General features: G+C 73.7%; 20 protein-coding genes. 15 read left to right on the plus strand and 5 right to left on the minus strand.

From position 1 onward, the window contains the following. Positions 1–127 precede the first annotated feature (127 nt). The 12 genes from ACZ6RT_RS15975 to ACZ6RT_RS16030 all read left to right on the plus strand — a co-directional run bounded on the left by ACZ6RT_RS15975 (position 128) and on the right by ACZ6RT_RS16030 (position 11,386). Positions 128–826: a hypothetical protein gene (locus ACZ6RT_RS15975; protein WP_399185894.1), complete on the plus strand. Its 699-nt coding sequence runs from the start codon at positions 128–130 to the stop codon at positions 824–826. Between the two features lies 1 nt (position 827). Then, positions 828–1,607: a hypothetical protein gene (locus ACZ6RT_RS15980; RefSeq protein WP_399185895.1), complete on the plus strand. Its 780-nt coding sequence runs from the start codon at positions 828–830 to the stop codon at positions 1,605–1,607. Continuing rightward, complete coding sequence (locus tag ACZ6RT_RS15985) at positions 1,604–2,905, plus strand: CpaF family protein (RefSeq protein WP_399185896.1); 1,302 nt, start codon at positions 1,604–1,606, stop codon at positions 2,903–2,905. Before ACZ6RT_RS15980 ends, ACZ6RT_RS15985 begins: the two co-directional genes overlap by 4 nt. Continuing rightward, entirely contained in the window at positions 2,902–3,789 is an 888-nt protein-coding gene (locus ACZ6RT_RS15990) for a type II secretion system F family protein (RefSeq protein ID WP_470154173.1), read from the plus strand. Before ACZ6RT_RS15985 ends, ACZ6RT_RS15990 begins: the two co-directional genes overlap by 4 nt. After that, positions 3,782–4,717 (plus strand): type II secretion system F family protein, encoded by a 936-nt coding sequence (locus ACZ6RT_RS15995; protein WP_399185898.1) that lies wholly within the window; start codon positions 3,782–3,784, stop codon positions 4,715–4,717. The genes ACZ6RT_RS15990 and ACZ6RT_RS15995 overlap by 8 nt, the downstream gene beginning before the upstream one ends. 2 nt (positions 4,718–4,719) lie before the next feature. Beyond that, positions 4,720–4,968: a Flp family type IVb pilin gene (locus ACZ6RT_RS16000; protein ID WP_344889566.1), complete on the plus strand. Its 249-nt coding sequence runs from the start codon at positions 4,720–4,722 to the stop codon at positions 4,966–4,968. Beyond that, positions 4,955–5,398 carry a TadE/TadG family type IV pilus assembly protein gene (locus ACZ6RT_RS16005; RefSeq protein ID WP_470154175.1) on the plus strand — a complete coding sequence of 148 codons (444 nt, stop codon included), beginning with the start codon at positions 4,955–4,957 and terminating at the stop codon, positions 5,396–5,398. The genes ACZ6RT_RS16000 and ACZ6RT_RS16005 overlap by 14 nt, the downstream gene beginning before the upstream one ends. Positions 5,399–5,405: 7 nt before the next feature. Continuing rightward, positions 5,406–5,834 (plus strand): TadE/TadG family type IV pilus assembly protein, encoded by a 429-nt coding sequence (locus ACZ6RT_RS16010; RefSeq protein ID WP_399185900.1) that lies wholly within the window; start codon positions 5,406–5,408, stop codon positions 5,832–5,834. Between the two features lie 137 nt (positions 5,835–5,971). Further along, the gene (locus ACZ6RT_RS16015; protein ID WP_399185901.1) at positions 5,972–6,373 is read left to right on the plus strand and encodes a pilus assembly protein TadG-related protein; all 402 of its coding nucleotides are present in this window, start codon (positions 5,972–5,974) and stop codon (positions 6,371–6,373) included. Positions 6,374–6,425: 52 nt separating this feature from the next. After that, a complete protein-coding gene (locus ACZ6RT_RS16020) occupies positions 6,426–9,473 on the plus strand; it encodes a BTAD domain-containing putative transcriptional regulator (RefSeq protein ID WP_470154177.1) in 3,048 nt (1,015 codons plus the stop codon). A gap of 187 nt (positions 9,474–9,660) precedes the next feature. Further along, complete coding sequence (locus ACZ6RT_RS16025) at positions 9,661–10,332, plus strand: hypothetical protein (protein ID WP_470154179.1); 672 nt, start codon at positions 9,661–9,663, stop codon at positions 10,330–10,332. Between the two features lie 40 nt (positions 10,333–10,372). Beyond that, positions 10,373–11,386: a hypothetical protein gene (locus ACZ6RT_RS16030; protein WP_470154181.1), complete on the plus strand. Its 1,014-nt coding sequence runs from the start codon at positions 10,373–10,375 to the stop codon at positions 11,384–11,386. Positions 11,387–11,554: 168 nt separating this feature from the next. On the opposite strand, the gene ACZ6RT_RS16035 is transcribed toward ACZ6RT_RS16030, so the two are convergent. From ACZ6RT_RS16035 to ACZ6RT_RS16055, 5 genes are all read right to left on the minus strand, one after another. After that, positions 11,555–12,085, minus strand: a complete 531-nt coding sequence (locus ACZ6RT_RS16035; RefSeq protein WP_399185905.1) for a methylated-DNA--[protein]-cysteine S-methyltransferase — start codon at positions 12,083–12,085, stop codon at positions 11,555–11,557. Further along, positions 12,082–13,593: an AlkA N-terminal domain-containing protein gene (locus tag ACZ6RT_RS16040; protein ID WP_470154182.1), complete on the minus strand. Its 1,512-nt coding sequence runs from the start codon at positions 13,591–13,593 to the stop codon at positions 12,082–12,084. The genes ACZ6RT_RS16035 and ACZ6RT_RS16040 overlap by 4 nt, the downstream gene beginning before the upstream one ends. 92 nt (positions 13,594–13,685) lie before the next feature. Further along, entirely contained in the window at positions 13,686–14,633 is a 948-nt protein-coding gene (locus tag ACZ6RT_RS16045) for an NYN domain-containing protein (protein ID WP_399185907.1), read from the minus strand. A 101-nt stretch (positions 14,634–14,734) separates the two neighbouring features. Then, positions 14,735–14,941 (minus strand): acyl-CoA carboxylase subunit epsilon, encoded by a 207-nt coding sequence (locus ACZ6RT_RS16050; protein WP_470154184.1) that lies wholly within the window; start codon positions 14,939–14,941, stop codon positions 14,735–14,737. After that, positions 14,938–16,530: an acyl-CoA carboxylase subunit beta gene (locus ACZ6RT_RS16055; protein ID WP_470154186.1), complete on the minus strand. Its 1,593-nt coding sequence runs from the start codon at positions 16,528–16,530 to the stop codon at positions 14,938–14,940. Before ACZ6RT_RS16055 ends, ACZ6RT_RS16050 begins: the two co-directional genes overlap by 4 nt. Positions 16,531–16,883: 353 nt before the next feature. On the opposite strand from ACZ6RT_RS16055, the gene ACZ6RT_RS16060 reads away from it, so the two are divergent. The 3 genes from ACZ6RT_RS16060 to ACZ6RT_RS16070 all read left to right on the plus strand — a co-directional run bounded on the left by ACZ6RT_RS16060 (position 16,884) and on the right by ACZ6RT_RS16070 (position 21,996). Continuing rightward, positions 16,884–17,669 carry an ABC transporter ATP-binding protein gene (locus ACZ6RT_RS16060; protein ID WP_399185910.1) on the plus strand — a complete coding sequence of 262 codons (786 nt, stop codon included), beginning with the start codon at positions 16,884–16,886 and terminating at the stop codon, positions 17,667–17,669. Beyond that, positions 17,645–19,294: a hypothetical protein gene (locus tag ACZ6RT_RS16065; RefSeq protein WP_470154187.1), complete on the plus strand. Its 1,650-nt coding sequence runs from the start codon at positions 17,645–17,647 to the stop codon at positions 19,292–19,294. Before ACZ6RT_RS16060 ends, ACZ6RT_RS16065 begins: the two co-directional genes overlap by 25 nt. A 65-nt stretch (positions 19,295–19,359) precedes the next feature. Next, positions 19,360–21,996, plus strand: coding sequence for a phosphoenolpyruvate carboxylase (locus ACZ6RT_RS16070; protein WP_399185912.1), 2,637 nt, complete (start codon positions 19,360–19,362; stop codon positions 21,994–21,996). The last annotated feature ends 44 nt before the right edge of the window (positions 21,997–22,040 follow it).

Below are 22,040 nucleotides of genomic sequence, written 5' to 3' on the forward strand. Positions count from 1 at the left end.
CGCGTTCCTATCAAACGAGCATGGGTTCTGGCTTTTGTCCGTCGGAGCGTCCGCATGGTGCGCATAATGGCGTAAATTCGACCAGTAGTTCCACGCGTTTATGACCACTCTGGGAGTCCCCCGACCCATGAGGACCAGTGAGAAGCCAGCGGGCCGCGCCCCGGTGAACGCCGAGCGGCAGACGTCGGCGGGTGCCCTGTCCGGCCCGGCGTCGCGCAAGCTCCCGGTGCCCCCTCGCGAGCGCAAACCCGCCCTCGCCGCCCTCGCCGTCCTCCTCATCCTGGGCGGCGCCCTGGCCACCACCCTGCTCGTCCTGCGCAGCGGCGACCGCGTCTCGGCGATCGCCATCTCCCAGCAGGTCGGCGCGGGCCAGCCCTTCACCGAGGCGTCGATGAGGGAGGTCCAGATCGCCGACACCGGCATCGGCTACGTCGCCTGGTCCCAGCGCGCCCGCGTCGCGGAGAACTACGCCCGCGTCACGATCATCCCCGGCACGCTCCTCACCCGCGAGATGGTGGTCTCCGCCAGCAGGGAGCAGGGGCCGGGCAAGGCGCAGGTCGGCCTCTCCCTCAAGCCGGGCCAGACGCCGGGCACCCTGGAGCGAGGGGACCGGGTCCAGGTCGTGCACGTGCCGGGCGGGAGCCGCGGCGAACGCCAGGGACGGGTGCTGGCGCAGAGCGCGCTGGTCCACCAGATCGGCACCCCGGGCAGGACCGGGGCGAACGGCCAGGTCACCATCATCGTGGACAGTTCCATCTCGCCGGAGATCGTCGCCTACGCCTCCGCGGGTGAGATCGCCCTCGCCGAGCTGCCGGGAGCGCGCTGACGTGGCGCTCATCGTGCTGGCCGCCGACAAGGGTGCGCCCGGCGTGACCACGGCGGCCACCGCGCTGGGCGCGATCTGGCCGCGCCCGGTGCTGCTGGCCGAGTGCGACCCGGCGGGCGGCGACATCGCCTACCGGCTGCCCGCCGACGACGGCGGGGTGCTCAACCCGGGAAGGGGCCTGCTCACCCTGGGGGCCACCGCCCGCCGGGGGCTGCGTCCCGACCAGATCCACGAGCACACCCAGAAGATCATCGGTGGGCTGGACGTGCTGGCCGGGCTGACGCACGGCGAGCAGGCGGCCGGGCTGACCTGGCTCTGGGGCCCGCTCGGCAGGGCGCTGGCCGCCATGCCGCACGCCGACGTCCTGGCCGACTGCGGGCGCCTGGGCGGGCACCCGCACCTGGCCGAGCTGACCGCGGAGGCCTCGCTGGTGGTGCTGTTCACCAGGGCGAGCCTGGACCACGTCGCCCACCTGCGCGAACGCCTGCAGGTGATGCCGCGCGAGCCGCAGGTGGGGGTGGTGGTCATCGCCGACCCCCGGCAGTACCGCACGACGATCGACGAGGTCCGCCGGATCGTCATGGGCACCGGCAGGCAGGTCGCCTTCGTCAGCGGGCTCGCGCACGACCCCAAGGGCGCGGAGCTGCTGCGCGGCCAGTGGGGCGGGCGCCTGGACCGCTCCCTGCTGATCCGTACCGCCCGCGAGCTGGCCGGTCGTCTCGCCGCCCAGGTCCGCGCCCCCGACGTGGCGGGCGTGGCGTCGAACGGAGCCGGGCCGTGACCGTCGACCACGCGCTGGTGAAGCGCTTCCGGCAGGAGGTGGGCGACAGGCTGGCCCACCAGCGCCGCCTGGACCAGGCCGGCGGCCTGCCGCCGATGACGGGCGAGGACGAGCGGCAGTTCGCCCGGGCGCTGATCGCCCAGATCCTGGAGGAGTTCGCCCGCGGGGAGATCGGCGTCGGCAGGACCCCTCCCAGCGCCGAGGAGGAGGAGGCGCTCGCCGCGGGGATCCACGCGGCCCTGTTCGGCGTCGGCCGCCTCCAGCCGCTGCTCGACGACCCCGAGGTCGAGAACATCGACATCAACGGCTGCGACCGGGTCTTCGTCGGCTACGCCGACGGCCAGGAGCTGATGAGCGACCCGGTGGCCGAGTCCGACGAGGAACTGGTCGAGCTGGTCCAGATCCTCGCCGCCTACAGCGGCCTGTCCAGCAGGCCGTTCGACACCGCCAACCCCCAGCTCGACCTGCGCCTCCCCGACGGCTCCCGGCTCTCGGCCGTGATGGACGTGACGGTCCGCCCGTCCATCTCCATCCGCCGTTCCCGGCTGGGCAAGGTGTTCCTCAGCGACCTGGTGGGCAACGGGACCCTCACCCCGGAGGTGGGACGCTTCCTCGCGGCCGCGGTGGCGGCCAGGAAGAACATCATGATCTCCGGCTCGACCAACGCCGGGAAGACCACCCTGCTGCGCGCGCTGGCCAACGAGATCCCGCCGTCCGAGCGGCTGATCACCGTCGAGCGCGCCCTGGAACTGGGCCTGGACCAGTTCCCCGAGCTGCACCCCAACGTGGTCGCCTTCGAGCAGAGGCTGCCCAACTCCGAGGGCCAGGGCGAGATCACCATGGCGGAGCTGGTCCGCCGCTCGCTGCGGATGAACCCGTCCCGGGTGATCGTCGGCGAGGTCCTCGGCGACGAGATCGTCACCATGCTCAACGCGATGACCCAGGGCAACGACGGCTCCCTGTCGACCATCCACGCCAACTCCTCGATGGAGGTCTTCAACCGCATCGCCACCTACGCGCTCCAGGCGTCCGAACGCCTGCCGATCGAGGCCACCCACATGCTCATCGCGGGCGCGATCGACTTCGTGGTCTTCATCGAGAAGCGCAACGACTACGCGGTGGGCGGCAGGCTGCGCCGTTTCGTCTCCAGCGTGCGCGAGGTGGCCGGGGTGGACGGCCGGGTGCTCTCCTCCGAGGTGTTCGCGATGTCCCCCGACGGCCGGGTGCTGCCGCACGCGCCGCTGTCGTGCCTGGAGGAGCTCGCCCACTTCGGCTACGACCCGGGAGGCTGGAGATGACCTCCCTGCCCCCCGGCCTGTTCGACCCGCTGGTGATGCTGGCGGGCGTCGCGGTCGGCACCGGCCTGTTCCTGCTCTTCGTCTCGGTGTACGGGGTGCGCCCCCGGCCGTCCACCCCGGGCAGGAAGGCCGGCCGGCGCGCGTTCCTGCGCGCCCTGTCCACCCGGTCCGCGGTGGGCGCCATCGCCGGGGTGCTGGTGCTGGTGGTGACCGGCTGGCCGGTCATGGCGGTGGGCGCGGTGCTGCTCTCCCTGGCCTGGCGCGGCCTGTCCGGCGGCGCCGCCGAGGAGCGCACCGCGATGCGGCGGCTGGAGGCGCTGGCCGCCTGGACCGAGTCGCTGCGCGACACCATCGCCGGGGCGGCCGGGCTGGAGCAGGCGATCCCGTCCTCGATCCGGGCCGCGGCCCCCACGCTCCGCCCGCACCTGCGCTCCATGGTCGACCGCCTGCACACCCGGATGGCGCTGCCCGACGCGCTCAGGCTGTTCGCCGACGAGCTCGACGACCCCTCCGCCGACCTGGTGGTGGCCGCCCTCATCCTCAACTCCAAGCTGCGCGGCCCTGGGCTGCGCGACGTGCTCGGCGCGCTCGCCGTGTCGGCCCGCGAGGAGCTCGACATGCGCCGCCGGGTCGAGGCCGAGCGCCGCTCCACCCGGCGCAGCGTGCAGATCGTGGTCGGTACGGCCATCGCCTTCGCCGTCGCGCTGGTCGTGTTCAACCCGGCCTACGTGCAGGAGTACGACAACGCGCTCGGCCAGGCCGTGCTCGTCGTGGTCGCCGGGCTGTTCGGCGCCGGGTTCGCCTGGATGCGCCGCCTGGCCCGGTTCGACAAGCCCGCCCGCCTGCTGGGACTGCCCTCTACCGGGGAGGTGGCCGGTGACTGAGGCGCTGCTCGCGGGCTCGGTGCTCGGCATCGGCCTGTTCCTGCTCCTCCGGGCGCTGTTCCCGGCCCGTCCCGGGCTGGTGACGCGCCTGCTGGCGCTCGACGCCGCCAGGGAGGGCGGGGACGCGCCCCGCGCCCGGCTCGTCATGCCCGACGAGGAGGTCAGCGCGTTCCGGCGCGGCCTGGGGGTGCGGATGGCCCGCTTCTACGCGGCCAGGGGCTGGGAGGCCCACTCCGCCAGGGCGGACCTCGCGCTGCTCGGCAGGTCGTTCGAGGGCTTCCTGGCCACCAAGGTCCTGCTGGCGTTCTCCGGGCTGCTGGCGTTCCCGCTGCTGGTCGGCTGGCTGGTGCTGATGGGGTGGGGGCCGTCCCTCACCGTCCCGCTCTGGGCCGCGCTCGCGGTCGCCGGGGTCTTCTTCGTCCTGCCCGACCTGCAGATCAAGCGGGACGCCGCCCGGATGCGCCGCGACTTCCGGCACGTCGTCGGATCCTTCCTGGACCTGGTCGCGATGAACCTGGCCGGGGGGCGCGGGGTGCCCGAGGCGCTGATGATGGCGGTCTCGGTGGGCAGCCCCGGACCCGACGACGAGGGGGCCAACTGGGCGATGTCCCGCATCCGCCAGGCGCTGGGCAACGCCAGGATCGTCGGCATCACCCCCTGGCAGGCCCTCGGCCAGCTCGGAGACGAGATCAACGTCGACGAGCTGCGCGACCTGTCGGCCGCCCTGGGGCTGGTCGCCGACGACGGGGCCAAGGTCCGCTCCTCCCTCACCGCCCGCGCCGCCACCATGCGGCGCCGCGAGCTCGCGGAGATCGAGGGGCAGGCGGGCGAGCGTTCCCAGTCGATGCTCGTCGCCCAGCTGCTGCTCTGCGCGGGCTTTGTGATCTTCCTGAGTTTCCCGGCCGCTATGAAGATGTTGGGGTCCTGACCATGCTGAACCATCCGTGGGTCGTGTACGCGACCGTCGTTCTTCGCGTCCGGATCGACAGGGCGCGCAACGCCCCCACCCGGGGCGCCTCCGCGGTCGAGTGGGTCATCATCACGGCCATCATCGCCGGGGTGGCGCTCGGCCTCGCGACCCTGATCAAGACCCTCGTCGAGGGCAAGCAGGCCGAGATCTCCAACCAGTTCGGCGGGGGCGGCGGAGGCGGCGGGGGCGGTGAACTTGGCGACCCGTGACCGCGGCGAGCGCGGTGGGCGCGGTGAGCGCGGTGAGCGCGGTGCCACGGTCGTCGAGCTGGCGATCGTCATGCCGGTGGTGCTCGTCGTCGTCCTGCTCATCGTGCAGTCCGCCCTCTGGTTCCACGGACGTCAGATCGCCGACGCCGCGGCCAGGGAGGGGGCGCGGCTCGCGCGGGTCGACACCGAGTCGTGGCGGCAGGACGGCGAGTCCCGCGCCCAGGAGGTGATCCGCACCGTCGGGCCGAAGCTCCTCGACGGCGCCACGGTCACGGCCTGGGAGGAGGGCGACCGGCGGGGCGTCGAGGTGACCGCCTCGGCGGTCCAGGTCGTCCCGCTGCTGCCGTCCACCACGTTCACCGTGACCGCGCGCTTCGGCGGTCCCATCGAGTGCTTCCGGCCCGACGACGGGAGCGAAGGGTGTCAGTGAGCCTCCAGTGATCCCCCTGCCCCGGCGGGTCCCGCCGTCCGGTGACGACCGCGGGTCGCTCAGCACCGAGACGGTGCTGCTGGCCCCGGTCTTCCTGCTGTTCCTGCTCTTCCTGGTGGGGGCCGGAAGGGTGGTCGAGGCCCAGGGCGAGGTCAACGGCGCGGCCAGGGACGCGGCCAGGGCCGCCTCCGTCGAGCGCACCCAGGCCGACGCCGAGGACGCCGCGCAGGAGGCGGCCGGCACGGCCCTGTCCGGCGAGTGCGAGCCGCGGGTCGATCTGGCCGGTACGAGCTGGCGGCCCGAGGGCGTGGTCCGTGTCGAGGTGACCTGTTCGCTGAACCTGGACTTCCTGGGGTTCGGCGCGGCCAAGGAGATGAAGGGCGACTCGGTGGTCCGGCTGGAACGGTTCCGCAGGGTCGAGGTGCTGAATCCGTGAACGTCCCCCCGACCCGGGCCCGGTCCTTGGAAGGGACGGGCCCGCTACGCCCGCCCGCGGCCCGGCGGAGCCTCGCGCGCCCGGCCGCGGCATCACGGGTACCCGCGTGCCCGGCCGGGAACGGTGAGCGAGGGTCGATGTCGATCTTCACGGTGATCTTCTCGGTGGTGGTGTTTCTGCTGGCCGGGCTTCTCGTGGACGGCGGGGCCGCCATCAACGCGCGGCTGCGCGCCGCCGACGTCGCCGAGCAGGCGGCCAGGGCCGCGGCCGACCAGATCGACGTCGAGCACCTGCGCGCCACCGGCGAGGCCAGGCTGCTGGGAGGGGACGAGTCCTGCGCCAAGGCCGAGGAGATCGTCTCGGCCCACGGCGGCGACGTACGGCTCGCCGGGTGCACGCCCGCGGGCCGGACCGAGGTCACCGTGGACGTCTCGGTCGCCTGGAAGGCGTTCTTCCTGGCGGCGTTCGGCTTCCCCGGCGCGGACATGAAGGCCACCGCCACGGCCGGACCGGACACCGGGGAGGACCCGGCGCCGTGAACGGCCGGCCCACCGATCGACCGACGACGAACCTGGACGAGGAGGGAGACGAATGACCACGCGACAGCCCGCGCGCATCAAGGACAGGCGCACACCGGGAGACCTGCTGGCGGGTCTCGGCGCCCTGGTCGTCCTGGCCGCGCTCGTCGCGGGCGTCCCCTACGCCCTGCTCCGGCTGGCCGGGCCGCCGCTGCCGCCCGAGCTGCTCGACCTCGACCTGCTGACCAGCCAGGTGGGCACGAGCACGATCGTCGCGATCCTCGTGCTGCTGGTCTGGCTGGCGTGGCTGCAGATGGTCGTCTGCGTGCTGGTCGAGATCTACGCCGGGCTGCGCCGGGTCGGCATGCCCGCCCGGGTGCCGTTCTCCGGCGGCACCCAGATGTTCGCCAACCGGCTGGTCTCCGCGGCCATGCTGCTGTTCACCGTCTCGGCGGTGGCGCTGCCGGTCGCGAAGCTGACCAGCCTGCCGCCCGCGACCTCCGGCATCGTCGCCACCGGGCTGGCGACGGCCTCCGGCCCGGCCGCGGCCGAGCGGGCCGAGCTGGAGCCGGCGCGCAAGGCCAGGAAGGTGTACGTGGTGCAGCCGCCGCACGGGCGCCACCACGAGAGCCTCTGGGAGATCGCCGAGAAGTGCCTCGGCGACGGCCGCCGGTACCCGGAGGTCTACCGGCTCAACCAGCACAAGGAGCAGCCGGACGGCAGCCGCCTGCGGATGGCCGACCTGATCAGGCCCGGCTGGGTTCTGGACATGCCGGACGACGCGCGCAACGTGCACATCGTCCCCGCCGGCGAGTCGCGCGACGACATCCTCGAGGACCACCGCGGCAAGCCCTCCGAACTGGACGGCCGCACCCAGACGTTCACCCCCGGCGGCGCGGACCTCCCCGAGGAACAGGTCCGCGACGTACCCGTGCCCCGCGACGCCCGGGACGTCCGGGCGCCGTCCGAGACCGGCCCCGATCGTGCCGACCGGCAGGAGCAGGGCCGCGCCGACCGGCAGGAGCCCGGCGCGACCCGGCAGGAGCCCGGCGCGACGGCGGACACCGAGCGGCCCGCGCGGCGCGACGCCGACACGGCCGGGCCCGCCCGGAGCGGGCAGGACGACGAGCGCCAGGCCGAACGGCCCCCCGGGCAGGACCGGTCCCAGTCCCAGTCCCAGTCCCAGGACCGGGACCGGGACCAGGACCAGAACCGGGAGCGGGACCCGCTCCAGGACCAGGCGCCCGGCCAGGACCCGGCCCAGGGCCAGGACCAGGAGCAGGGCCGGGACCAGGGGCTGGGCATGCTCGACTACCTGGCAGGGGCCTCGCTGGCGGCGGCCGGGCTGCTGGCGGCGCTCGGACGCAGGCGCAGGCAGCAGCTCTGGCACCGGGCGTTCGGCCGCAGGATCGTCCGTCCCAGGGACGACGCGGCCGAGGCCGAGCTCGCGCTCCGGCTCGGCGCCGACGCCCCGGGCAGCCGGATGCTCGACATCGGGCTCAGGCTCCTGGGCAGGTCCCTGGCCGCCCAGCACCGGACCCCGCCCACGATCTACGCCGCGCACCTGTCGCCGCAGACCCTCGACCTGTGGGTGCACCCGCCCGACTCCGACGCCCCTGCACCCTGGACGGCCCACGACGGCGGCCAGGTCTGGCGGCTCCCCGCGCACGAGGGACGGATGCTCGACGAGCAGGCGCTCGCCGACGCGCCCGCGCCCTACCCGGGGCTGGTCTCGCTCGGCTCCAACGGCGAGGGCCGGGTGCTCGTCGACCTGGAGGCCGCCCACGGCCCGATCCGCATGCACGGCCCGCAGACCACCGCGGCGCTGGCCGCGCTCGCCGTGGAGCTGGCCACCAACCGCTGGTCGGACCGGATGCGGGTCACCCTGGTCGGTTTCGGCGAGGAACTGACCGTGATCGCCCCCGACCGGATCAGGTACGCGGGCGGCCTGGCGGAGGTCCTCCCCGAGCTGGAGGCGGAGGCGGCCGGGACGGGGGCGCGCGGCGGCGAGGTGCTCACCGGCCGCGTCCAGGGACGCGCCGCCGACCCGGCCTGGACCCCGCACTACCTGCTCTCCGCGGTCCCGCCCACCGCCGAGGAGGGCCGCCGCCTGGCGCTGCTCGCCAGGAAGGGCGTCAGGACGGCCACCGGGTACGTCGTCGCGGGCGACGTCCCGCACGCCACCTGGAACTGGGCGATCACCGAGGAGGGCCGGGCCGAGGTGGACGCGCTCGGGTTCGACGTCGCGGCGCAGCTGCTGCCCCGCCGCCAGTACCGGGCGCTGATCGACCTGTTCCTGGCGGCCGACCGGATCGAGGGCGAACCGCTCCCCGACGAGCCGGAGCCGATCCCCGCCGAGCCCTCGGTCGAGGTGCGGATCCTGGGTCCCGCCGAGGTCGTCGGCCCCCCGCCCATGGAGGAGGGGCGGGCGGTGCTCGCCGTCGAGCTCGTCGTCTACCTGGCCACCCACCCCGGCGGCGTCCACCCCGTGGTGCTCGGCGGCATCCTGTGGCCGAGGGGCGTGCAGCAGGTCGTCCGGGACGCCACGATCGCCAGGGTCGTCGCCTGGCTGGGCACCGACGGCCAGGGCAGGCCCAACCTCTACGCCGACGAGTCCGGGCGGCTCCGGCTCGGCCCCGAGGTCTGCACCGACTGGACGGTCTTCCGCGATCTCGTCCGCCGATCGCACGCCGACCCCGCCGGGCGCCCCGCGCTGCTGGAGAGGGCGCTCGACCTGGTCCGCGGCCCGCTGCTGAGCGGGCGCCCGCGCGGCCGCTACGCCTGGCTGGCCGCCGACGACCTGGAGTACGACGTGACCGCGGGTGTGGCGGACGCCGCCCACCGGCTCTGCGAGGTGCGGCTGGCCCGCGGCGAGATCGACGAGGCCGTGGCGGCGGTACGGGCCGGGCTGCTGCTGGCCGCCGACGACGAGGGGCTCTGGCGCGACCTGCTGCGCGCCACCCACCTCACCGGCGACCCGGTCCGGCTGCGCGCCGTGGCCGACGCCCTGCACCGGCGGGCCGCCTCCCACCCGTACGGCGGCGGGATGGCCCCCGAGACCGACGCCCTGATCGACGAGCTGCTGCCCTCGTGGCGGATGCGCTCGGCCCCGACGGCATGACGGTCCGGGCGCGGGGCCCCGTACGGGAGGAGTCCCCGCGGAACGGGCCGGCCGGGGACGAGCGGGTGCGGGGCGGACCGGAACGGATCGAGTGGAGACCGGTGAACGAGACGGGACGAAGGAGGCGGCCATGCCGAATCGTGCATACCGGTGGTTCCGGCGGACCGGCGCTCCTAGCGTGACCCGTATGCGTGCCGTGATCGCGCTGGCCCTGCTCCCGGTCCTCGTCCTTCCGGCGGCCTGTGCCCCGCCGGAGCCTCCCCCGTTCGTTCCGGCCGATCTCTCCTCCGGCACCGGCGCCTCCGTGTCCGCCTCCCCGTCGGGGCCCCCGACCGGAGAGGCGGCGGCGCCGAGGACGGAGACGGTCAGGGTCGCGCCGGGCGTGCGGGTCGTGGTCGAGTGGCCGGTCGCCCCCGACCCGGACCGGAGCGCGATGATCGAGGTCTTCCGCGACTACGTCGCCGGGGCGTTCCGGGCGGTGACGAGCGAGGGCCGCGACACCGGTTACCTCGGCCTGGTCGAGCACGACGCGGCCGACGACGCGTCCGCCTGGGCGCAGGCGTTCCTCGACCGGCGCAGGTCCGTACGGGGGGTCGCCCGGTTGTACATGCCGAACGTCAGCGCGGTGAGCGGTTCGGGCGACCGGCGGGGGGCGCAGCTGGACGTCTGCGTCGACGAGACGAGGATGCGGCTTCTCGACGCCTCCACGGGTGAACCGGTCCCCAGGCAGCCCGACTGGACGAGGAGGCCCTTCCTGCAGTCCGCGGCGATGGGCCGGATCGAGGACGGGAGCTGGCGCATCAGGCTCTTCCGCCACGCCAAGCTCCCGGACGAGCGCGCGAAGGGTTGCCTGAGATGACGTTCTCCCCATGGCCGTGTCCGCATACCGGAGGTGCTTGATGATCGGGAAAGTGATCGTCGCGGGGCTGCTGATGCTCGCGCCCCCGGTGACCGCGGCCGTGTCCCCGGTGTCCCCGATGTCCCCGGTGCTCCCGGTGACCGCGGCCGCGCCGGTGGCCGCCGACCCCGAACCCCAGGGCACGACCGGGGAGGCCTACCAGAGGGGGCGCGAGGCCGGGGTCGCTCTCAAGGACTCCCAGATCGTGATCACCGGCACGGGGCTCACCGGGAAGAGCGACGGCTACCGGATCAAGCGCCCCTGCTGGTACGAGCCCCGCGGGAACGCCGAGGAGAGGCTGGAGGCGGAGCGGAAGGCCCTGCCCGACGCCCTCCCCGAGCAGGAGTGGAAGAGACGCAAGGAGGCCCTGGAGAAGTTCGAGGAGAAGGTCGGCCAGGAGGGCACCTGGTGGCAGCGCGCCTACAACTCCGCCGACCCGGCCGGTATGGCGTGCGTGGCCGCCCTGGGCGAACCCGACGTCTGGGCTCCGCCCGGCACCACCCCGCCCAACGGGATCACCATCGAAGAGCTCGTCGAGATCGCCCGCGCCGCGCTGACCGTGCCCGACCCGAAGGTCGAGATCAATCCGGACGTCAAGAGCTACGTCAACCTGCCCACCTGGGTCTGGCTGGGAGGCGCCGGTGAGACCACCCGGTCGGTCACCGCGACGCTGCCCGGGGTCATGAGCGCCACCGTGACCGCCACCCGCGGGAAGATCGACATCGACCCGGGCACCACCGGCGACCGGGCGAGGGTCGCGGAGAGCGGGTGCGGCGAGGGCGGCGTGCCGTACCGCAAGGGCGCCGACGACGGCGACGACCCTCCCTGCGGGGTGACCTATCTGCGGGCCTCGGTCGACCAGCCGCGCGGCGTCTACGAGCTGACGGTCACCGCGGTCTGGGACATCGAGGTCGAGGACGACGTGGTGCCCTTCGCCTACGACCCGGTCGAGGTCGGCGCCACCCGGGACGTCCCGGTGGGCGAGGTGCAGAGCACGGTCAGGAAGACCGGCTAGCGACCCCGGCCCTCCCTCGGCCCGGGGATCCGGGCCCTGAGCGTTCACGGGCCCCGAAGCCCGGTGCCCCTCCCGGCCCGGGAGGGGCACCGGACGCGAGGGCCCCGGCCCCGGGTGCCTTCGTCCTCCCGGAACCGGGGCCCTCGCGGCCACCCGTGGTGCGCGTCCCTAGTGCTCCCGGATCCGTAGCCGCTCGGCGGCCGGGGCCCCCTCGTGGGTGAGCAGCCACTGCTTGACCGGGGTGCCGTAGTAGTAGCCGCCGTACCCGCCGCCGGACGGCAGGATCCGGTGGCAGGGCACGAAGGGCGCGATCAGGTTCCGCGCGCACGCCGAGCCCGCGGCCCTGGCCGCGGTCCTGGGCAGCCCCGCCCTCTCGGCCAGCTCGGCGTAGCTGATCGTGACGCCCGCGGGCACCTGGCGCAGGGCGGTGAGCAGCCGCTGCCGGATGGGCGTGCCCGGCTGCTCCACCGGCACCGCGTCGAGGGCGGTCAGGTCACCGTCCAGGTAGTCGCGTACCGCCCGCGCCGGCCGGCCCAGGTCGTCGGTGAGGTCCATCCCCTCGGCGCGCAGCTCGGGGGAGAGCCGCTCGAACATCTCCTGCGGGCCGGTGGTGGTGAAGCCCGCCGCCAGCAGCACGCCCTGGCGGGCGAGCATGGCCAGCGGGCCGATCGGGGTGTCGAGAACCTGTGCCTCTATCATTCCGAACTCCAAAGGTGCAGCGCGGCGTACGCCCGCCAGGGGCGCCACCGCTCGATGTGACTGTCAGGGATGCCCAGGCAGGCCATGGCCCGCCGCAGGCCGAGGTCTCCGCCGGGCCAGGCGTCGGGGTCGCGCAGTGCCCGCAGCGCGATGTAGCCCGCGGTCCACGGGCCGATCCCGGGGACCTCCAGCAGGCCGGCCACGGCCTCGGAGGGCTCCTGCCCGCCGTCCAGGTCGATCTCGCCGGCCGCGACCTTCGCGGCGAGCGCCCTGAGCGTGGCGGTGCGCCGCCCGGTCAGGCCGAGCCCGTCGAGGTCGGCCTCGGCGAGCCGGGCCGCGTCCGGGAACAGCAGGCCCGGTCCCGCGGGCGAGGCCGGGCTCCCGGCGCGGGCCGTGACGCGGCCCAGCAGGGTACGGGCGCCCGCGACGGAGATCTGCTGGCCGACCACGGCGCGGACGGCCATCTCGAAGCCGTCCCACGCGCCGGGCACCCGCAGCCCCGGGCGGGCGGCGACGAGCGGTGCCAGCGAGGTCTCGCCCAGCGCGGCGGAGATGGCCTCCGGGTCCGCGTCGAGGTCGAGCAGGCGCCGGCAGCGGGCCACGATCCGGGCGAGGTTGCGGGTGTCCTCGACGCTCACGTCCAGCCGGACGCGACCGGGTTCGGGGGTCAGGGTGACGGTGCCGCCCGCGACGGCGCGGCTGTAGGACGTCGCGTCCGCCCGCTCCAGCCCGGGGATCGCCCGCGCCGCCAGGAACCGCATCAGGGTGCCGGCGTCGTAGGGCTCCCGGTGGTGCAGCCGCAGGGTCAGCACGCTGGCGGCGGCCCCCGCGGTTCCCGTCCCGATGGCCGTGCCGGTCCCGCCCCGGGCCCCGGCGGCACCGGCTCCGACCCCGGCTCCGGTCCCGGCACCAGCACCGGCTCCGGGGCCGGCCGCCCTGCCCGTCGTCGCGCGCAGCTCACCGGGGGTGAAGCCGTAGGTGTCCTTCATGGCCGCGTTGAACTGCCGGACGCTGCCGAAACCCGCGGCGAACGCCACGTCGACGATCGGCAGCGCGGTCTCGGTCAGCAGCTGCTTGGCCAGCAGCAGGCGCTTGGTCCTGGCCACGGCCAGCGGCCCCACGCCGATCTCCGCGGTGAACAGCCGGTGCAGGTGACGGCCGGTGATGTGCAGCCGCCCGGCGAGCCCGGTCACCCCGCCGTCGTCGGCCACGCCCTCGTCGATCAGGCGGAGCGCCCGGCCGACCAGGTCGCCCCGGTGGTCCCAGCCGGGGTCGCCGGGGCTCAGCTCGGGACGGCAGCGCTTGCAGGGCCGGAACCCGGCCGCCTCGGCGGTGGCCGCGTACCGGTAGAAGCGCACGTTGCGGGTGGCGGGGGTGCGGGCCGGGCAGACCGGCCGGCAGTAGATGCGGGTGGAGGTGACCGCCGTGTAGAACCGCCCGTCGAAGCGGGCGTCCCTCGCGGCGACCGCGCGGTAACAGGCGTTGAAGTCGAGCTCTCTCACGGACACGATGACGACGCTACCCGCGGTACGCCCGGCATCGCTGGCGGGAATCGGACACGACGGCGGAGGTCGTGACCCCTCCCCGAAGAGCGGGAACCCTACTTGGAGGAGACACCGACACCGATCTCGAACTCCCGGTAGACCCGCGCCCAGAACCCGTCGCGGAGCCAGACGCGGGCCTCGGGATAGGGGCGCAGCGAGTGCCCGAGCTCCTTCTCGGCCTCGATGAGCAACTCGGTGTCGATCACCGTGGGCAGGATCGGGCCGGGCAGCAGGTCGCGGATGTTGTCACGGCCACGGGTGAGGATCCACTTCTGGGCGACGTGCTCGCCGACCTCCTCGACGCGCGGACGGCTGGGGCCCAGCTTGGTGACCTGGCCGACCGGGATCTTGGGTTTGGCGGTCGCCGCGGTCCGGCCGGCGAAGACCTGGGCGGGGGAGGGCGCGGCCGGGGCGGCCGGGACCGGGACCGGCGCGGGGGCGCGGCTGAAGAAGGAGCGCAGGAAGTCGGCGCTGATGATCTCGACGGTGTCGGACTCCCAGACCAGGCGCTCGGCCTGGTTGGTGCCGTAGGGCGGCTCGACGCCCCACAGGTGGATCCGCACCCCGTAGGCCTGGGCGGCCTCGACGGCCGGGACCATGTCCTCGTCCCCGGCCAGCAGTATCGTGTCGCTCACCGCGTGGTGCCTGGCCAGCGCCTCCAGGTCGCTCCTGATCTGCGCGTCCACGCCCTTCTGCTGCCCGCGCGCGTTGAGGTTGCCCAGGCGGACCTTGACCCAGGGAAGCTGCGCGATGACCCGCTGGTCGACGGTCGGCACCCGGTCGCGGGCGGCGTCGTACCAGTAGATCCGGAGGAGCTCGCCATGGATGCGCTCCTCCGCGTGCTTCTGCAGCGCCTGGATCAGCTCGTCGGCCGCCACCCGGTACTCCTTGCGCTCCTTGGCGGCGAGCAGCACCTCCCCGGCGGCGGCGTACAGGTAGCCGACGTCGACCAGGACGGCGTACTTGCCGGGGATGGGGCGTGACGTGAGGTCCAGGATGGTCATGGCGTCCTCCAGGCCTCGGAACTAGCTGATCGGCTGACTATATGCGCCCATTTCTTAGATGGTCCCAACTCTCGTGCAAGTTGACACCCCGTTCTCGGGATCTATCTGGGCAGTGCGCTTGATCTCCATGCGCCTTGTCCAATAGGAAGTGCTTTTCGCATGTGATGCGCGTGATTGCTCCAGGATTTCGGCGTCTGCGGGTCTTGTGACGCCGGAATCGGTGGTCCGGCCTGCGCGGAGAGGGCGATCACCACGGCCGCGATCTCCTCGGGCGTGGCGTCCCCTTTAACGATCTTCAAATGGTTCACAGCGGTATGTTCCCGTGCTTCTTGGGGGGCAGGGTGGCGCGCTTGTTGCGCAGTGCCCGCAGTGCCCTGACGATCTGGACGCGGGTGTCGGAGGGGCGGATCACCGCGTCCACATACCCTCGTTCGGCCGCGAGATACGGATTGGCGAGCGTGTCCTCGTACTCGGTGACCAGCCGGGCCCGCTGGGCATCCGGGTCCTCGGCCGCCATCAGCTCGCGCCGGTAGAGGATGTTGACCGCGCCCTGCGCGCCCATCACCGCGATCTGCGCCGTCGGCCAGGCCAGGTTGACGTCCGCGCCCAGGTGCTTGGACCCCATGACGTCGTACGCGCCGCCGTAGGCCTTGCGGGTGATGACCGTGACCAGCGGCACGGTCGCCTCGGCGTAGGCGTAGAGCAGCTTGGCGCCCCGGCGGATGATGCCGTTCCACTCCTGGTCGGTGCCCGGCAGGAAGCCGGGGACGTCCACGAAGGTCAGCACCGGGACGTTGAAGGCGTCGCAGGTACGGACGAACCGCGCCGCCTTCTCCGAGGCCGCGATGTCCAGCGTCCCGGCGGAGCTCATCGGCTGGTTGGCGACGATCCCCACCGAGCGTCCCTCGACGCGGCCGAACCCCACGATGATGTTGGGCGCGAACCCGGCGTGCACCTCGAGGAACTCGCCCTCGTCCAGGACGTGCTCGACGACCTCGTGCATGTCGTAGGGCCGGTTCGCCGAGTCCGGGATCAGCGTGTCGAGCTCGCGGTCGGCGTCGGTGGTCTCCATCACGGGGTCGGCCGCGAAGACCGGCGTCTCGTCCATGTTGTTGGACGGCAGGTAGGACAGCAGCGCGCGGGCGTACTCCAGGCAGTCGGCCTCGTCGGCGGCCTCGTAGTGCGCCACGCCCGAACGGGAGTTGTGCGTGTGCGCCCCGCCGAGCTCCTCGAACGTCACCTCCTCGCCGGTGACGGTCCTGATCACGTCGGGGCCGGTGATGAACATGTGCGACTTCTCCGAGACCATCAGCACGAAGTCGGTGAGCGCGGGGGAGTAGACGGCGCCGCCCGCGCACGGGCCCATGATCAGTGAGATCTGCGGGATGACCCCGGAGGCGTGCACGTTCCGCTTGAAGATCTCGGCGTACAGGCCGAGCGAGACCACGCCCTCCTGGATGCGCGCCCCGCCGGAGTCGTTGATGCCGATCACCGGGCAGCCGGTCTTCAGCGCGTGGTCCATCACCTTGACGATCTTCTCTCCGAAGACCTCGCCCAGGGAGCCGCCGAAGACGGTGAAGTCCTGGGCGAAGATCGCCACCGGACGGCCGTCGACCGTGCCGTACCCGGTCACCACCCCGTCGCCGTACGGCCGCTCGCGCTCCAGGCCGAAGCTGGTGGACCGGTGCCTGGCGAGCTCGTCGAACTCCACGAAGCTGCCCTCGTCGAGGAAGGCCAGGACCCGTTCCCGTGCGGTCATCTTGCCCTTGGCGTGCTGCCTCTCGACGGCGCGCGCCGAACCCGCGTGGGCGGCCTCGTGCAGCCGGCGCTCCAGGTCGGCCAGTTTCCCGGCGGTCGTGCGGATGTCGGGTCCGGGATCCACCGGCTCGGCGCTCATCGAAAACCTCCAGTGCGGGCGTCCCCGGCTCTGGCCCCGGGGAGGGACACGGCACGGTATCGCGCGGTGCCGGTCCAGTTTCGCCTGCCTCCACGGCGAGAGCCAAGCCGCCTGTGTGCGCGACGGCCGGACCGTCCGCACCGTGCGAGCCGGGCCGTCTCCACGGCGAGAGCCAAGCCGCCTGTGCGCGACGGCCGGACCGGTGGGCCCACCGCGGATCTCCCCCGGGCAGGCCGTGGACCTAGGCTGGTCCGACGGCCGATCCCGGGCGATCCGCGGCGAGGCGGCCGCGAACTATCGGTGCAGATCATTCGTTCCCCCACCAGGGTCGGCCGACCCCCAAAGGAGGCACCATGCCGGACGTCATGGAAGCGGTACGGACCAGCGGTCTGGTCAAGAGATTCGGGCAACAGGTGGCCGTGGCGGACGTCGACCTGGTGGTGCCCCGCGGTGGCTTCGCCGGACTCGTCGGCCCCAACGGCGCGGGGAAGACCACCACGCTCAGCATGGTCACCGGGCTGCTCCGCCCCGACGGCGGCTCGATCCACATCGACGGCGTCGACGTCTGGCGCGACCAGGTCGCGGTCAAGAGCCGCATCGGCGTGCTGCCCGAGGGCCTGCGCCTGTTCGAGCGGCTCTCGGGCCGGGAGCTGCTCTCCTACAACGGCCAGCTCCGCGGCATCCCCCGCGCGGAGGTGCGGCAGCGCTCCGACGAACTGCTGGAGGTCATGGGCCTGACCGAGTCGGCCGACAAGCTCGTCGTCGACTACTCCACCGGCATGCGCAAGAAGATCGGCCTGGCCGCGGCGCTGCTGCACAACCCCGCGGTGCTCTTCCTCGACGAGCCGTTCGAGGGCGTGGACCCGGTCAGCGCCAACACGCTCGTCGAGGTGCTCCGGCGCTACACCGCCTCCGGTTCGACCGTGGTCTTCTCCAGCCACGTCATGGAGCTGGTCGAGCGCCTGTGCGACTGGGTCTCGGTGATGAACCGCGGGCGGATCGTCGCGCAGGGCCCGCTGGACGAGGTCAGGGCGGGCCGCAGCCTCAACGAGGCGTTCCTCGCCCTGGTCGGCGCCCGCGCGGGCGAGGGAACGAGCGGGCAGGAGGGCCTGTCATGGCTGGGCGCGACCCCCAGATGAGCGCCGTCCCGACCCCCGCCCCCGCCCCCGCCCCCGCCCCGGCCGCCCCCGCCGCCGCCCCGGTGGGCCCCATGGTGTTCGTACGGCTGAAGCTGCGGCTCGTCGCGGGCAACCTGCGCGGCAGCACCCAGCGCCTGCTGGGGTTCGTCTTCACGGTGCTCGCCGCGATCGTGCTCGCCTCCTTCGGGTTCCTGATGATGGCCGGGCTGCGCCTGACCTCCCCCGACCTCGCCGTGGACGTGGTGACCGTGCTGTTCACCTTCCTCCTGGTGGGCTGGGCGATCGTGCCGCTGCTGGCGTTCGGGCTGGACGACACCCTCGACCCGTCGCGCCTGGCGCTGTTCCCGCTGCGCACCGGCAGGCTCGCCACCGGCATGTTCGCCGCCTCGATCACCGGGGTCTGGCCGGCCGCCACGCTGATCGTGACGCTCGGGGCCGTGGCCGGGCTGGCCCACGGGATCGGCGCGGTGCTGCTGGGCGTGGTCGCGGTGCTGCTGCACTTCGCGCTCTGCGTCGTCCTCTCCCGGCTGGCCACCACGGCCCTGTCGGGGGTGCTGCGCAGCCGCAAGGGACGCGACGTGCTGGCCGTCTCCGCGATCTTCGTGGTGCTGGCGGCCCAGCTGCCCAACCTGCTGCTCAACGGCGGCCTGTCCGCCGACCCGCAGGCCCTGCTGCGCTCCCTGGCGTCGGTGCTGCGCTGGACCCCGTCCGGCCTGGCCGCGCACGCCGTCGCCGGAGGCGGCCTCGTCGCGCTCACCGGGATCGCCGTGCTCGCCGCCCTGGTCGCGGTGATCGGTTGGCTATGGATCACGGCCCTGCGCCGCGCCCTGGTCTCCACGGACGCCTCCACCCAGGGTGCGGCGGTGCGCGACTCCGGCGGCCTGTCGGCCAGGTTCCTGCCGTACGGCCCGCTCGCCGCGGTCGTGGGCAAGGAGCTCAAGTACGCCCGCCGCGACCCCCGGGGCAGGGTCGGCTGGTTCGCCGCCGTCGCGGTCGCCGGGATCATGGCCTTCTCGATCAACGACGGCAGCGGCCCGGCCGGTGTCGGCCTGGCGGTGGCGCCCGCCTGCCTCGGCGCCGCGATGATCGCCATCCAGGGGTGCAACGCCTTCGGCATCGACGGCCGCTCCCTGTGGATGAACACCGTCGTGTACGGGAACGACCGCGACTGGCGGACCGACCTCACCGGGCGGCACCTGGCCGTGGCGGTGATCGCGGTCCCGCTGCTGCTGGCGCTCTCCGTGGTCGCCGCGCTGCTCGCCGGGAACCTGCTGTGGGCGGTCCCGGCGGTGCTCGCCGCCTGGGGCGTCCTGGGCGTCGGCCTCGGCATGGGAGCGCTGACCAGCGTGTGGCTGCCCTACACCGTGCCCGAGCGGCTGAACGCCTTCACCGGCGCGGCTCCCGGCCAGGGCGGCATCGCCTTCGCGGCCTCGTTCGGCGCGCTGCTGGGCACCGGGGTGCTCTCGCTGCCGATCCTGGTGCCGATGGGGATGGGTCTCACCTGGGTGTGCGCGCTGGCCGTCCCCTACGGCCTGCTGCTGTCCTGGGCCGGTCGCAGGATCGCCGCAAGGCAGGCGTTCGCCCGGTATCCGGCCCTGCTGGAGGCGACCTCGGCGGCCACCTGAATGGTCTAGTCCAATGGGTGAGACCGGTCTCCGCCGGTCGAAACCCGGTCGGTACCCTGACGGGCATGGCCACCATCGTGTCCCAGCAGGCAGAGCGTTCCTCCGCTGTCACCGAGATGCCCGACGAGCTGCGCGCGGACGTGCGGCTGCTCGGCGAACTCCTCGGGCAGGTCATCGCCGAACACGGCGGCGATGACCTGCTCGCCGATGTCGAACGACTGCGCAAGGCCGTCATCGGGGCGCGCCGCGGGCAGGTCTCGGTCGACGAGATCACCGCGATGGTGGCCGAATGGCCCATCGACCGCGCCGTGCACATCGCCCGGGCCTTCACCTGCTACTTCCACCTGGCCAACCTGGCCGAGGAGCACTTCAGGATCCGCGTCCTGCGGGTCCGCGACACCGGCGAGGAGCCGCTGCCGGAGTCGCTGGCCCAGGCCGTCCAGGAGCTCGGCGGCGGCAAGGTCGCCGACCTGGTCGAGGGACTGCGCCTGCACCCGGTGCTGACCGCGCACCCCACCGAGGCCCGCAGGCGCGCCGTGGTCACCGCCATCCAGCGCATCAGCGGCCAGCTCGCCGCGTACAACAGCTCCGACCGGGGGGCCGCGGAGCGGGCCGAGACGCGGCGGCGGCTGCTGGAGGAGATCGACCTGCTCTGGCGCACCGCCCAGCTCAGGTCCACCAAGCTGGACCCGCTGGACGAGGTCCGCACCGCCATGGCGGCCTTCGACGAGACCCTCTTCCGGGTGGTCCCGCAGGTCTACCGGGCGCTGGACGCCGCGCTCGGCGGCAGCACCGGCACCGAACGCCCCCGCGCCCGCGCCTTCATCCGGTACGGGAGCTGGATCGGCGGCGACCGCGACGGCAACCCGAACGTCACCGCCAAGGTGACCCGTGACGCGGTGCTCATCCAGGCCGAGCACGTGCTGATCGCCCTGGAGAACGCCACCTCGCGCATCGGCCGCTCGCTGACCCTCGGCGCGGACCACACCCCGGCCTCGCGCGAGCTGCGGGCCGCGCTGTCCGCCGCGGAGAACGACCACCCCGACGTGGTCTCGGAGATGGCCACCCGCTCCCCGGGCGAGCCGCACCGGCAGTGGCTGATGTTCGTCGCGGCGCGCATCGCGGCCACCCGGCAGCGCGGCCTCGACCTCGCCTACCGCTCGCCCGAGCAGCTTCTGGCCGACCTGCGCACCGCCCAGGAGTCGCTGGTCGCGGCCGGGGCGATGCGGCAGGCCTACGGCGAGTTGCAGCACCTCATCTGGCAGGTGGAGACGTTCGGTTTCCACCTGGCGGAGCTGGAGGTGCGCCAGCACTCCCAGGTCCACGCGGCCGCGCTGGAGGAGATCGCCGCCGGGCGCACCTCCGAGCGGACCGAGGAGGTGCTGGCCACGATCCGCACCATCGCCTGGATCCAGGAACGGTTCGGGGTGACCGCCTGCCGCCGCTACGTCGTCTCCTTCACCCGCTCGGCCGACGACATCGCCGCGGTCCACGAGCTGGCCGCGCACGCCCTGGGCGAGCGGGCCCCGCGCCTGGACGTGGTCCCGCTGTTCGAGTCGGGCGCCGACCTGGCCGCGGCCCCGGCCGTGCTGTCGGGGATGCTGGAGATCCCGGCCGTGCAGGCCGCGCTGGCCGAGGAGCGGCGCCTGGAGGTGATGCTCGGCTACTCCGACTCCGCCAAGGAGCTCGGCCCGGCCGCGGCCACCCTCAAGCTGTACGAGGCCCAGGAGGCGCTGGCCGCCTGGTCGGCCGAGCACGACGTACCGCTGACGCTCTTCCACGGCCGGGGCGGCGCCCTGGGCCGGGGCGGCGGCCCGGCCAACCGCGCCGTGCTCGCGCAGGCCCCCGGGTCGGTGGGCGGCCGGTTCAAGGTCACCGAGCAGGGCGAGGTCATCTTCGCCCGCTACGGCCACGACGCCATCGCCCGCCGACACATGGAGCAGGTCACCTCGGCGGTGCTGCTGGCCTCCACCCCGTCCATCGAGGCGCGTACCGCCGAGGCCGCCGGGCGGTTCCGCGGGGTGGCCGAGCGGGTCGCCTCGGCCTCGGAGAAGGCCTACCGGCAGCTGACCGAGGCGCCCGGCTTCCCGGAGTGGTTCTCCCTGGTCAGCCCGCTGGAGGAGATCGGCTCGCTCCGGCTGGGCTCCCGCCCGGCCCGCCGCGGCCTGGGCGCCCCCCGCTCCCTGGACGACCTGCGGGCCATCCCGTGGGTGTTCGCCTGGGCGCAGACCCGCGTCAACCTGCCCGGCTGGTACGGCCTGGGCAGCGGCCTGCAGGCGGTGATCTCCGAGACCGGGCTGGAGGAGCTGCGCGCCGCCTACCGCGAGTGGCCGCTGTTCGCCTCGCTGCTGGACAACGTGGAGATGTCGCTGGCCAAGACCGACCGCGACATCGCCGCCCGCTACCTCGCGCTCGGCGCCAGGGACGACTTCGTCGAGCAGGTGCTCGCCGAGTACGACCTGACCCGCCGCCTGGTGCTGGAGACCACCGGCCACACCCGCCTGCTGGAGGACCGGAAGGTCCTCTCCCGCGCGGTGCAGCTCCGCGACCCGTACGTGGACGCCCTGTCGCACCTGCAGCTGCGCGCCCTGTCCACGCTCCGCGCGGACGGGGGGCTCTCGGAGGAGGAGCGCGAGAACCTCTCGACGCTGCTGCTGCTGTCGGTCAACGGCGTCGCCGCGGGCCTGCAGAACACCGGCTGACCGGCCCGGCCCCTGACCGTTCCACCCGTGGCCGCCCCGTGCCG

The sequence above is a fragment of the Streptosporangium sp. NPDC050148 genome (assembly GCF_055586505.1).